Annotated in this window: 11 protein-coding genes; 8 read left to right on the top strand and 3 right to left on the bottom strand. The window is 62.7% G+C overall.

What is annotated here, in order from left to right:
* Nucleotides 1-12: 12 nt before the first annotated feature.
* Both PCE31106_RS18255 and ffh read right to left on the bottom strand, forming a co-directional pair.
* On the bottom strand, nucleotides 13-561 hold the full coding sequence (locus tag PCE31106_RS18255) for a hypoxanthine-guanine phosphoribosyltransferase (protein WP_017234729.1): 549 nt from the start codon (nucleotides 559-561) through the stop codon (nucleotides 13-15).
* A gap of 109 nt (nucleotides 562-670) precedes the next feature.
* The gene (gene ffh, locus PCE31106_RS18250; RefSeq protein WP_017234728.1) at nucleotides 671-2,035 is read right to left on the bottom strand and encodes a signal recognition particle protein; all 1,365 of its coding nucleotides are present in this window, start codon (nucleotides 2,033-2,035) and stop codon (nucleotides 671-673) included.
* A 113-nt stretch (nucleotides 2,036-2,148) separates the two neighbouring features.
* Between ffh and PCE31106_RS18245 the strand changes: the two genes are divergently transcribed.
* The 5 genes from PCE31106_RS18245 (at nucleotide 2,149) to PCE31106_RS18225 (ending at nucleotide 8,398) form a co-directional block, all read left to right on the top strand.
* The gene (locus PCE31106_RS18245; protein WP_017234727.1) at nucleotides 2,149-3,033 is read left to right on the top strand and encodes a cytochrome C assembly family protein; all 885 of its coding nucleotides are present in this window, start codon (nucleotides 2,149-2,151) and stop codon (nucleotides 3,031-3,033) included.
* A 6-nt stretch (nucleotides 3,034-3,039) separates the two neighbouring features.
* Nucleotides 3,040-3,318, top strand: a complete 279-nt coding sequence (locus PCE31106_RS18240) for a PP0621 family protein (RefSeq protein WP_150564262.1) — start codon at nucleotides 3,040-3,042, stop codon at nucleotides 3,316-3,318.
* Between the two features lie 178 nt (nucleotides 3,319-3,496).
* Complete coding sequence (locus PCE31106_RS18235) at nucleotides 3,497-4,009, top strand: DUF1269 domain-containing protein (protein WP_026132105.1); 513 nt, start codon at nucleotides 3,497-3,499, stop codon at nucleotides 4,007-4,009.
* Between the two features lie 460 nt (nucleotides 4,010-4,469).
* Complete coding sequence (gene ampD / locus PCE31106_RS18230; protein ID WP_150564261.1) at nucleotides 4,470-5,069, top strand: 1,6-anhydro-N-acetylmuramyl-L-alanine amidase AmpD; 600 nt, start codon at nucleotides 4,470-4,472, stop codon at nucleotides 5,067-5,069.
* A 374-nt stretch (nucleotides 5,070-5,443) separates the two neighbouring features.
* The gene (locus PCE31106_RS18225; RefSeq protein ID WP_017234722.1) at nucleotides 5,444-8,398 is read left to right on the top strand and encodes a ribonucleoside-diphosphate reductase subunit alpha; all 2,955 of its coding nucleotides are present in this window, start codon (nucleotides 5,444-5,446) and stop codon (nucleotides 8,396-8,398) included.
* A gap of 62 nt (nucleotides 8,399-8,460) precedes the next feature.
* On the opposite strand, the gene PCE31106_RS18220 is transcribed toward PCE31106_RS18225, so the two are convergent.
* Nucleotides 8,461-9,423: an aldose epimerase family protein gene (locus PCE31106_RS18220; RefSeq protein ID WP_174975280.1), complete on the bottom strand. Its 963-nt coding sequence runs from the start codon at nucleotides 9,421-9,423 to the stop codon at nucleotides 8,461-8,463.
* Between the two features lie 544 nt (nucleotides 9,424-9,967).
* Here PCE31106_RS18220 and PCE31106_RS18215 point away from each other — a divergent pair.
* The 3 genes from PCE31106_RS18215 (at nucleotide 9,968) to PCE31106_RS18205 (ending at nucleotide 12,383) form a co-directional block, all read left to right on the top strand.
* Complete coding sequence (locus tag PCE31106_RS18215) at nucleotides 9,968-11,110, top strand: ribonucleotide-diphosphate reductase subunit beta (RefSeq protein WP_150564259.1); 1,143 nt, start codon at nucleotides 9,968-9,970, stop codon at nucleotides 11,108-11,110.
* Nucleotides 11,111-11,485: 375 nt separating this feature from the next.
* Nucleotides 11,486-11,788 (top strand): hypothetical protein, encoded by a 303-nt coding sequence (locus PCE31106_RS18210; RefSeq protein WP_150550492.1) that lies wholly within the window; start codon nucleotides 11,486-11,488, stop codon nucleotides 11,786-11,788.
* A 28-nt stretch (nucleotides 11,789-11,816) separates the two neighbouring features.
* Nucleotides 11,817-12,383, top strand: coding sequence for a histone H1-like DNA-binding protein (locus PCE31106_RS18205; RefSeq protein ID WP_150564258.1), 567 nt, complete (start codon nucleotides 11,817-11,819; stop codon nucleotides 12,381-12,383).
* Nucleotides 12,384-12,472: the final 89 nt, after the last annotated feature.

Below are 12,472 nucleotides of genomic sequence, written 5' to 3'. Positions count from 1 at the left end.
CGCTGGCGGCGTTCAGCGCGGCGTGGTCAAGGCGCGGATCGCCGGCAGGTTGCGCCAGTAGCCCTTGGCATCCATGCCGCAGCCAAAGACGTAGCGGTCTGGCACCGTAAAGCCACAGAAATCCGGATGCGAGGGCTTGTCCTTCGTCAGGATCTTCTCGCACAGCACGGCGCTGTAGAACTTCGAGGCGCCCATCTCCAGGATCCGATCGCGAATCGCTGCCATGGTGGCGCCTTCGTCGAGAATGTCGTCGAGCACGAGCACCACGCGATCGCGCACCGAGTCGCGCGGCGCCACGCGCCATTGCATCGCGCCGCCTGTCGTGGTGTTGTTGTAGCGCGAGAGGTGGATGTAGTCGAACTCCAGCGGGAAGTCCAGGCGCGGCAGCAGCATGCCGGTGAAGACGGCCGCACCGCCCATGACCGAGAGCACCATCGGGAATTCGTCGCCAACGGCCGCCTTGATGGCCTTGGCCATCGTGTCGACGGATTGGCTCACCTCGTCGGCCGAGACGATCTCTTCGGAATTACGGAAAACTTCGAGGGCTTCTTCGCGGTTCATATGGGGCGACCCTGGGGAACGTGTTGCGGGGAGATGTCGCTATGTGCGGCCCGGAGTATATACGGAATGCCCGCCCGCGTGACGGGGGGCAACCGGGCATCGGATCCGTTCAGCGCATACCGGGCATCATGCCTTTCATGCTGCGCATCATCTTCATCATGCCGCCGCCCTTGAGCTTCTTCATCATGGTGCGCATCTGGTCGTACTGATTGAGCATGCGATTGACCTCCTGCACCTGAACGCCCGCACCGGCGGCGATGCGGCGCTTGCGGCTCGCCTTGATCAATTCCGGCTTGGCGCGCTCGGACGGCGTCATCGCGTTGATGATGCCCTCCATGCGGCGCACCTGCTTCTCGGCCTGATCCATATTGGTCTGGCTGGCGGCGGCCTGGAATTGCGCGGGGAGCTTGTCCATGAGCGACGACAGGCCCCCCATGTTCTTCATCTGGCCGATTTGCGCCTTGAAGTCGTTCAGGTCGAAGTCACCGCCCTTCTTGACCTTCTCGGCGAGCTTTTGCGCGGCCTGAACGTCGACGCCGCGTTGCGCTTCCTCGACGAGCGCGAGAATGTCGCCCATGCCGAGAATCCGGTTCGCCATGCGATCCGGGTAGAAGACCTCAAGGCCGTCGAGTTTTTCGCCCACACCGACGAACTTGATCGGCTTGCCGGTGATGTGACGCACCGACAGCGCCGCGCCGCCGCGCGAGTCGCCGTCGAGTTTGGTGAGCACCACGCCGGTGAGCGGCAGCGCGTCGTTGAAGGCGCGGGCCGTGTTGACGGCGTCCTGGCCGAGCATGGCGTCGACGACGAACAGCGTTTCGATCGGTTTGAGCTCGGCATGCAGGGCGCTGATTTCCTGCATCATCGCTTCGTCGATGCCCAGACGGCCGGCCGTGTCGACGAGCAGCACGTCATGGTGATGGCGTCGCGCCCAGTCGACGGCCGCACGGGCGATGTCCACCGGCTTCTGATCGGGTTGCGACGGGAAGAAGTCGGCGTCGACCTGCTTCGTCACCGTTTCCAACTGGGCAATCGCGGCGGGGCGATAGACGTCGGTGGAGACCGTAAGGACCTTCTTTTTCTGCGCGCGCAGCAGCTTGGCGAGCTTGCCGACGGTGGTGGTCTTGCCGGCGCCCTGCAGACCGGCCATCAGGATGATGGCGGGCGGCGTGGTCGCGAGATTGAGTTCGGCGGCGCGGCCTTCGTAGTCGCCGCCCATGAGCGCGGTCAGTTCGCGTTGCACCACGCCGACAAGCGCCTGGCCCGGCGAGAGGCTGGAAATGACTTCCTCGCCGAGCGCCTTTTCCTTGACCTTGGCGACGAAATCGCGCACCACGGGCAGGGCGACGTCGGCCTCGAGCAGCGCGAGACGCACTTCACGCAGCATTTCCTGCGTGTTGGCCTCGGTCAGGCGGGCTTCGCCGCGCAGCGTCTTGACGACCTTGGCGAGGCGCGTAGTGAGATTGTCGAGCATGAAACGTATCCTGTAAGACCTGCAGCGGCCCCGTTCGCCCTGCCGTTCGGCCCCGGAGGGGGCGGTGGCGGGGACGGCAGCGCGCCCGTCATGGGCTGGTGTAAACTTCAAACATGACTATTTTACTGTATGCGCTGACCGCCATCCTCTATGCCGGATTGGCGGTTTGTTCGTGGCAAGGATACCGACGCAACGCTGCGCTCGCACTGGCGGGCGGGCAGGTCGCGCCTGCGCCGGTCGCGGGCACGCCGTCGCGCTGGCCGATGCAGCTTTCGCTGTTCGTCACGCTCGTGCTGCACGGGGTGTTGCTGCATCAAACGATCTTCCGCTCGGACAGTATGCACTTCGGTTTCGCGTACATGCTCTCGGCCATGCTGTGGCTCTCGGTCGGCATCTACTGGATCGAGAGTTTCTTCTTTCCGCTGGACAGCCTGCGGCTGATGGTCACCCCCGTGGCCGCGGTGACCTGTGTGCTGCCGATGATTTTTCCGGATGTACGCATTCTCGGCTTCGCGGCGGAACCGATTTTCAAGGCGCACTTCATCATCGCCAACATGGCCTACGGGCTGTTCGCGCTGGCGGCGCTGCACGCACTGCTGATGCTCTACGCCGAGCGGCAACTGCATCCGTCGCGACGCGGCGAGACGACCGGCTGGCTGGCGCACTGGCTTGAGACGCTGCCGCCGCTGCTCACGATGGAAAAGTTGTTGTTCCGGCTGATCGGCGCCGGGTTCGTGCTGCTGACCCTGACGTTGATCTCCGGCGTGATGTTCTCCGAGGCGCTGTTCGGGCGCGCGGTGCGCATCGATCACAAGACCGTGTTCGCGGGGGTGTCGTGGCTGATGTTCGGCGCGGTGCTGCTGGGACGGCATTTTTATGGGTGGCGCGGCAAGGTCGCGCTGCGTTGGGTTCTGGCGTCGTTCGTGGCGCTGTTGTTGGCGTATGTCGGTTCTCGCTTCGTGCTTGAGGTGGTGCTGCATCGCATGACGGAGACTTGAAGCGCGATGCGCAATATCCTGTTGTTACTGGTGCTCCTGATCGTTGGCACGTGGTGGATGCGAAGCAACGAGCGCAAGCGCAATACCGAGCGCATGCGCCCGCCAGGCGCAAACGATGCGCGCACGTCGGCGCGTCAGGCGCTGCCGCCCGCCGAGCGCATGGTGCGATGCAGCGAGTGCGATACCTACCTTCCCGAGAGTGAATCCGTCGCTGGCGCGGGCGGCCAGCATTTTTGCAGCGGTGAACACCGCGACGCCTATCGGATGCGCGAACACCGCATCTGAGTCGCGCTGCGCGGCCACGCTGCGCAGCGATGATCCCGTTCTCCCGTCCTTCGCGCCGTGGCACTTGTACGTGCCGGCTTGCGCATGCCTGCTGCATGCACTAAAACACAGTAACCGGCCCCGCTCACAAATAGAATAATCATCGAGGGGCGCGACGACAGGAGGGCGCAATATGCTAATGCGCAGACGGATGTATTTTCTGCTTCCCGATCTGGCGAGTGCCCAGCGCACGATGAGCGATTTACTGCTCGCCCGGGTGGAGGAGCGTCACATCCACTTTATGGCACGTGACGAAATGGACCTGGAGGGACTGCACGAGGCTAACCTGCTACAGACTTCCGATATCGTGCACGGCGCCGAAGCCGGGCTCGTCATCGGCGGGTTCTGTGGTCTGGCAGTCGGTGCAGTCGCCGCGTTTTTCCCCATCGTGGGCACACGTCCCCAGTGGGAGTTGATGATTGTGACGGCACCGCTCGGTGCGCTCTTTGGCGCCTGGGTGTCGAGCATGATCGGCGTTTCGGTGCCGAACTCGCGACTCAAGACGTTTCGTGAGCCGCTCGAGCGCGGCATGATTCTGCTGATGGTGGATGTGCGCGACGGTCGCGTCGATGAGATTCGCGAGATGCTCAAGGCCCATCACCCCGAAGCGCACATGGAAGGGGTGGAATCCGCCATTCCTGCCTTTCCTTGATCGATGGCGATCATGGCAATAAGCGAGGGCACCGTATCGAAAGCGATGACAGCGTTGGCGAAGACGATCAGTGTCACCGGCCGGAAACGGTCCAAAGCGTCGCACCTGTGAGCGGCGCGGGATGGTGAGCGTGTCGATCGACACGCGAGCGACATCATCCCTGGGCGTGGTCACGCCTACAGAAGCCTCTCGGCCAGGCAAGGCGGGAGGCTTCTTCATTGGGCATCCCCTTTCACCGCATGACGACGGTTGACGAAGCGCCGCCCACCCGTGAACGGGCTGAGCGTTGCCCGCGCCGGGCATGCCGCCGACGGCGTCACGCCAAGTGGGCTACAATGGCGCCCCTCGCTCTACGGGAGCCCGCTGTGCCCGTCATGTCCCAGTCATTCGCGTGCGCCAACACTGCGCTCCGGTCGTGTCATCGCGTCACGACGCGTGCCTTGCTGCGGCGAGGTGACGCATGAGCGCGCCGACCCATGTCCCGATGCTCACGCTCGATGCCGACGGCTGGATACGCGAAGCCGAGCGACTGCCGTCACCCAACTTCGATGGGCGTCCGGCGGGCACGCCGACCGACCTGCTCGTGGTGCACAACATTTCGTTGCCGCCAGGACAATTCGGGGGCGGCGAGATCGCCGCGTTCTTCCAGAACCGGCTCGATCACGATGCGCATCCCTTCTTCGATGAGATCCGCGGTGTGCGGGTCTCGTCGCACTTCCTGGTACGACGTGATGGTGCGTTGCAGCAGTTCGTGTCGTGCAACGCGCGGGCCTGGCACGCGGGGGCGTCGTCGTTCGAAGGGCGAACGCGGTGCAACGATTTTTCGATCGGCGTGGAGCTCGAGGGCACCGACGACGTGCCCTATGCGGCAGCGCAGTACGTCACGCTGGCGGCGCTCACGCGAACGTTGCGTGAGCATTATCCGATTCAAGCGGTGGTCGGACATGCCGATATCGCACCGGGACGCAAGACGGATCCGGGACCGTACTTCGAGTGGCCGCGATTGCGTCGGATGGCGGCGCTGAGCCCCCAGACATTGCCGTTTCAGCCGGCCGACTAATCCCCATCCGGGGACAGGTTTTGCTTGACACGGCGATGCCACGGGCCTTCCCGGCGAGAGAAATTTTTGGGTTTGCGGAGTGCGTCATCTCCACTATACTTAGTGAAAATTCCGGTGCCGACCACTACATCTAGTGGTTGATGTCAGGTTCGGCACAGGATGCAATCGCCATCAATACCGTGCTTTTCCTGCGGCGTTTTTGCGGGGCGGCACAGCAGCAAAGCCGTGCAGCGGACACCTGAACCCTTGGCCGTCCGTCGGTCGTGCGGTATCCAGCACTTCGCTCCATCGGCGTCCCTAGGGCGCATTTTTGCCGGCCGTAACCTGGTAAGAACGCGCTAACAGCACCATCTCATTGGAACGGGAGTTTTTACATGCAGACTAACGAAAACCTCACCCGCCCGACCCCGACGCCTGCCGCGACTTCCGGCAATGGTGCGGGTGCGTCGGCGCCCCAGACGACGGGCGCCTTCGAGCCGGCGACCAACGCCGACTTCAAAGTGATTCGACGCAACGGCGCGGTGGTGGGTTTCGAGCCGTCGAAGATCGCCATCGCCGTGACCAAGGCGTTCCTCGCCGTGAACGGCGGCCAGGGCGCGGCGTCGGCCCGCGTACGCGAACTCGTGGAGCAGTTGACGGGGCACGTCGTGCGCGCCCTGATGCGCAGCCGCCCGAATGGCGGCACGTTCCACATCGAAGACATCCAGGATCAGGTCGAACTCGCGTTGATGCGTGAAGGCGAGCACAACGTGGCGCGCGCCTACGTGCTGTACCGCGAGAAGCGTTCGCAAGAGCGCGCCCACGCGGTCGAGACCACGCAAGAAGCGGCTACGCCCGATGGCCCGGTGCTCAATGTCACCGACAACGGCGTGGTGCGTACGCTCGATATGTCGGTGTTGCGCGGCGTGGTGCAGGCTGCCTGCGAAAATCTCGGCGACGAAGTCGTGGCCGAGCCGATCGTGACCGAGACCCTCAAGAACCTGTACGACGGCGTGCCGCTGTCGCAGGTCTACGACTCGGCGATCCTCGCCTCGCGCACCCTCATCGAGAAGGAACCGGCGTACAGCCAGGTCACGGCGCGAATTCTGATGCACACGATCCGCCGCGAGATCCTCGGCGAAGAAGTGCCGCAGGGCGAAATGGCCGCGCGCTACATCGAGTACTTCCCGCGCTTCATCAAGCAGGGTGTCGACGCCGAACTGCTCGACGAGCAACTGCTCTCGTTCGACCTGGCCAAGCTGAGCGCCGCGCTCGACGCATCGCGCGATCTGCAGTTCAACTATCTGGGCCTGCAGACGCTCTACGATCGCTACTTCCTGCATATCGACGGTCACCGCATCGAAATGCCGCAGGCGTTCTATATGCGCGTGGCGATGGGGCTGGCGCTCAATGAAGTCGAGCGCGAAGCGCGTGCGATCGAGTTCTACCAGATTCTGTCGAGCTTCGACTTCATGAGTTCGACGCCGACGCTGTTCAACTCGGGCACGCGTCGCTCGCAACTCTCGTCGTGCTACCTGACGACGGTCTCGGACGATCTGGAAGGCATCTACGAAGCCCTCAAGGAAAATGCACTGCTCTCGAAGTTTGCCGGTGGTCTGGGCAACGACTGGACGCAGGTTCGCGCGCTCGGCTCGCACATCAAAGGCACGAACGGCAAGAGCCAGGGGGTGGTGCCGTTCCTGAAGGTGGTCAACGACACGGCCGTGGCCGTGAACCAGGGCGGCAAGCGCAAGGGCGCGGTGTGCGCCTACCTGGAAACGTGGCACCTGGACATCGAGGAATTCCTCGAGCTGCGCAAGAACACGGGCGACGACCGCCGCCGTACGCACGACATGAACACGGCGAACTGGATTCCCGATCTGTTCATGAAGCGCGTGATGGAAGGCGCCGAGTGGACGCTGTTCTCGCCGGCCACCTGCCCGGACCTGCACGACAAGTACGGCAAGGCATTCGAGCAGGCTTACACCGCCTACGAAGACAAGGCCGCGCGAGGCGAAATCAAGCTGTTCAAGAAGGTGCCGGCGCAAGCGCTTTGGCGCAAGATGCTGGGCATGTTGTTCGAAACCGGCCATCCGTGGATCACATTCAAGGATCCGTGCAACATCCGCTCGCCGCAGCAACATGTGGGCGTGGTGCACTCGTCGAACCTGTGCACGGAAATCACGCTCAACACGAGCGAGACCGAAATCGCGGTGTGCAACCTCGGCTCGGTCAACCTCGTGGCTCACATGAAGCAGACCGCGAACGGTTACGAACTCGATCACGACAAGCTGCAACGCACCGTACGCGTGGCGATGCGCATGCTCGACAACGTCATCGACATCAACTACTACGCGGTGGCGAAGGCACGCAATTCGAACCTGCATCACCGTCCGGTGGGCATGGGCATCATGGGCTTCCAGGACTGCCTGCACCTGCTGCGCACGCCCTATGCCTCGAATGCCGCCGTCGAATTTGCCGACCGTTCGATGGAAGCCGTGTGCTACTACGCCTACTGGGCGTCGTCGGAGCTGGCCAAGGAACGCGGTCAGTACTCGTCGTACAAGGGCTCGCTGTGGGATCGCGGCATCCTGCCGCAGGATTCGCTGGCGTTGCTGGCCGAAGCGCGTGGTGGTTATATCGAGGTCGATATGTCGGCCACGCTCGACTGGGACAGCCTGCGCAAGCACATCGCTGCGCACGGCATGCGCAATTCGAACTGCGTGGCGATCGCCCCGACCGCCACGATCTCGAACATCATCGGCGTCTCGGCCTGTATCGAGCCGACGTTCCAGAACCTGTATGTGAAGTCGAACCTCTCGGGCGAATTCACGGTGGCCAACGAGTATCTGGTGCGTGACCTGAAGGCGCGCGGCCTGTGGGACGAAGTGATGGTCGCCGACCTGAAGTACTTCGACGGCTCGCTCGCCCGTATCGACCGCGTGCCGGCCGACCTGCGCGAGATCTATGCCACGGCGTTCGAAGTCGAGCCGAAGTGGCTGGTCGAAGCGGCGTCGCGTCGTCAGAAGTGGATCGATCAGGCGCAGTCGCTCAACATCTACATGGCGGGCGCTTCGGGCAAGAAGCTCGACGAGACGTACAAGCTGGCCTGGACGCGTGGCCTGAAGACCACGTACTACCTGCGTACGATGGCCGCGACGCACGTCGAGAAGTCGACGGTGAGCCACGGCGCGCTGAATGCGGTGAGCTCGGGGGGCGTGACGCCGGGCGGAAGCTTCTCGGCCGAGCCGTCCTCGCCGCTGGCTCAGCCGATGCCGGACGCTGAAGGCGCGGTGTGCACGATGCGTCCGGGCGATCCGGGCTTCGACGAGTGCGAGGCTTGCCAATAAGCTTGCGCTTGCGGTGAGATTGGGGGCCGAGATGTTGAGGCGACACGCCTGTCGCCTAGTCCTCAGGCCAGATCGATACGCATCGACAGATCGAGCGTTTCCCCGTGCGCCACGACTACGTGATCGTCGTCGAACGCGCCGACCCGATGCGTCGACGGTTCCAGGCAGAGGTAGGGGCGTCCGGCGGGAGAGTGCACCACGAGCCAGCTGGCGTCGCTGCTGCGCACCGTGGCCGAGCGCAGGCCGCCGGCGTAGTCGAGGCGCGCGTCGAATCGCCCCGACTCGACCGGCGCTTCGGCGAACCAGGTGGACCGCCCCTCGGTATCGAGTCCGCCGCCGACAGACACGACCTCGATCTCGCCGACGTGCACGCGTTGCTCGCTCGGCCATCGGATGTCCTCCGACGGCGAACGCCAGATCGCCTCCGCTTCGAACGTCAGGCGCGAGCCGGCAGGCCACTGAAAGTAGGGATGTAGCCCGAGCCCGGCGGGCATGTCCTGCGTCGAGAGATTGGTGATCGACAGTTGCATGTCGACGCCGAGTGCGTCGAGCGTCACCGAGAGATACGCCTGGTAGTGCCACGGCCATTCGGGTTGCGCGGGACTGTCGAGTTGGAGCACGCAACAGTGCGGGCTCTCGTCGACGACATCCCACGCGCGACGCAGCCCCCAGCCGTGCAGCGAACTCGATGCGGCCGGCGTCTCGCGAGCGACGATCGCGCGCTCGCGCCAGTGCAGCGTGTCGTCGCGCAGCATGTTGGTATACGGCAGCATCGGAAAGGCGCCGGCCTTCGGCCATTCGTCCGACGAGAACGGGTCGTTGCCGAGCGGCACAAGGTAGTCGAAAACGTCACCGTGCGTGTCGCGCCGAGCCAGTCGTGCGAGCCGCGCCCCGCAGCCCGGTTGAACCTCGGCCACGAGCGCGCCCGCCGCGAGGCGGATCGGTTTGCCGGGGGTGAGCGTGAGCGGTGTCGGGCCTGACGAACCGGCTGACGCCGGTGCGCCGTCGGCGCCTGGGAATGTCATCGTCGGTATCTCCTTCATCGACGTTCAGAAGTGGCGTGCGCCGGAATCTGTCGTTCCGGTTCGCCGTCGCGACAGGATACGCCAATGTGACGCAGCGCTCCCCCTCGACGCACCATCAGCGCTGTCGCGCGGCGCCGTTTCATGGCAAGATGCCGGTCCCGCAAGCCCGGCCGCCCGGCACTCGGGAGATGTTGCTAAACACTAGGTATAGTGGTCATCGTGCAGTGCGGCACTAGATATAGTGTTGCATGCTGGAACGAGTGACGTAATTGTGCTAAATTGGAGGCATTCCATTCGACGTCGGGAGGTCAGGATGTTGTTGCAGCTCTCGCGTCGGCGTTGTTGTTCAAAACTGCGCAATTGCGCATCTGCATCACCCCCGAAATATGGCAATGCTCCCGGTGGACTTCGTGCTCCCGGTGATCGCTTGCCGGCCGCCGGATCGCAAATTTTTCGTCAGCCTTCGCACGCGAACGGCTGATCTGTCACTTCGGCGATGTGCGCGCGTGTGTGCATCGCATCAACCTGAACGGACTGAGACCCTATGCTGAACTGGGAAGAAGACACCACCGCGGCCAAATCGGCTGCCCCCACCGCGGCTCCGGTTGCCGCGTCGAACGTGCTGGGCACGCAAGGGGAAACCCCGACTGTGATCGCCTCGCAGTCGACGCGTCGCGTGAGCGCCTCCGACAAGCGCGTGATCAACGGCACGACGGATGTGAATCAACTGGTGCCCTTCAAGTACAAGTGGGCCTGGGAGAAGTATCTGGCCGGTTGCGCGAACCACTGGATGCCGCAGGAAATCAACATGTCGCGCGACATCGCCCTGTGGAAAGATCCGAACGGTCTGACCGAGGACGAGCGCCGCATCATCAAGCGCAATCTCGGCTTCTTCGTGACGGCCGACTCGCTCGCGGCGAACAACATCGTGCTCGGCACGTATCGCCACATCACCGCACCGGAGTGCCGCCAGTTCCTGCTGCGTCAGGCCTTCGAAGAGGCGATCCACACGCACGCCTATCAGTACATCGTCGAGAGCCTGGGGTTGGACGAAGGCGAGATCTTCAACGCGTATCACGAAGTGCCGTCGATTCGCGACAAGGACGAATTCCTGCTCCCGTTCATCGAAGTGGTGGCGGATCCGTCGTTCCAGACCGGCACGCAGGAAGCCGACCAGAAGCTGCTGCGCTCGCTCATCGTGTTCGCCTGCATCATGGAAGGGCTGTTCTTCTACGTCGGCTTCACGCAGATTCTCGCGCTGGGTCGGCAGAACAAGATGACCGGTGCTGCAGAGCAATATCAATACATCCTGCGCGACGAGTCGATGCACTGCAACTTCGGCATCGATCTGATCAACCAGGTGAAGCTGGAAAACCCGAACCTCTGGACGCCGGAGTTCCGCGAAGAGATTCGCGAGCTGTTCAAGAAAGCGGTCGAGCTGGAGTATCGCTACGCTGAAGATACGATGCCGCGCGGCGTGCTCGGCCTGAACGCGGGCATGTTCAAGAGCTATCTGCGCTTCATCGCGAACCGTCGCTGTTCCCAAATTGGTCTCGAGGCGCTCTATCCGAACGAAGAAAATCCGTTCCCGTGGATGAGCGAGATGATCGATCTGAAGAAGGAGCGCAACTTCTTCGAAACGCGAGTGATCGAATACCAGACCGGTGGCGCGCTGAGCTGGGACTAAGCAGGAAGTGAAATTTGGATGCTGGCTGCAAAGCCAGTATCCATGCGGGTTTCGAGAGGATGGTGTGAGCGCGCGTGGCGCGCGTGAGCGCCAGCAAAACAAGTCGACGAGACTGTGCGCGTCATGCACATCATCCTCACTCGCACGTCGTTACGCTCGCTTCGCACGCGTCGACATGCGAACGCCATGTGCATCAAATACAACAGATTGACTTCTTCGTTGCGAACGTTGTGCGATTTTTTACGCGCAAAGTATTAACATCGCATCACAAAAGAATTATGATTCGCTCAAATAAATTGCAGTCTCGATGAACACACGAAAGCACATTGCTTTCCTCCCGCGACAGAGAGCTGGTAGTTACGGAGCGTAAAAACCTTGGTGCATAGCAAGCAGTATCGCTTATCCGCTATCGCAATCTCCTCCCTCCCGATGACGGGACAGGCAAGCTACCCCCCGAAGAATCTGGCGAATCCCCTTTCTCAAGACAATCGAATTGCTGGCGGCAATGTCGCCGGCAATTTTTTTGCGCGCGTGACCACTCACGGTCAGCGTCATGCGCGCAGCGCCGAATTCATTAGCGTAAGCCGTCGAAGTCCGATGCGTACGCCGATGAATAGCCCGCTCGCCGGCGGTTCGCCGCATGGTGGTCGGGTTTCCTTCTCAGGTGGTTTTGTTTGAGTGATCTCTCACGTTAAGGAGCAAAGTGATGGCTACTACTGCTAAGAAAAAACCCGCAGCCAAGAAGGCTGTTGCCAAGAAGCCGGTAGCGAAGAAGGCTGCCGCCGCCAAGAAGCCTGTCGCGAAGAAGGCTGTTGCCGCCAAGAAGCCGGTAGCGAAGAAGGCTGTCGCCGCCAAAAAGCCGGCAGCGAAGAAGGTCGCCGCCAAGAAGCCGGCAGCCAAGAAGGTTGCGGTGAAGAAGGTTGCCGCCAAGAAGCCGGTCGCCAAGAAGGCAGCGGTGAAGAAGGTTGCCGCCAAGAAGCCGGTCGCCAAGAAGGCAGCAGTGAAGAAGGTTGCCGCCAAGAAGCCGGCTGCGAAGAAGGCAGCAGTGAAGAAGGTTGCCGCCAAGAAGCCGGCTGCGAAGAAGGCTGCCGTGAAGAAGGTTGCGGCGAAGAAGCCGGCGGCGAAGAAGCCTGCTGCGGCGGCGAAGAAGCCGGCCGTCAAGAAGGTCGCCGCCAAGCCTGCTGCGGCCCCGGCTGCAGCACCGGCAGCAGCACCGAAGACGGCGCTGAATCCGGCAGCGGCATGGCCGTTCCCGACCGGCAGCCGTCCGTAATTCGAGTGCCGAAGCAGGAACCAAGGCACTTAGGTGTCTTTTGATCGAGTAGGCCTACTCGATCCGAAACCCGCTGTGATGAGTGATCG

Origin of the sequence: Pandoraea cepalis, assembly GCF_902459665.1 — a bacterium.
Taxonomy (GTDB): domain Bacteria; phylum Pseudomonadota; class Gammaproteobacteria; order Burkholderiales; family Burkholderiaceae; genus Pandoraea; species Pandoraea cepalis.
Note: the sequence above shows the minus strand (reverse complement) of the source record. Positions and strands in the feature narration are given on the sequence as shown.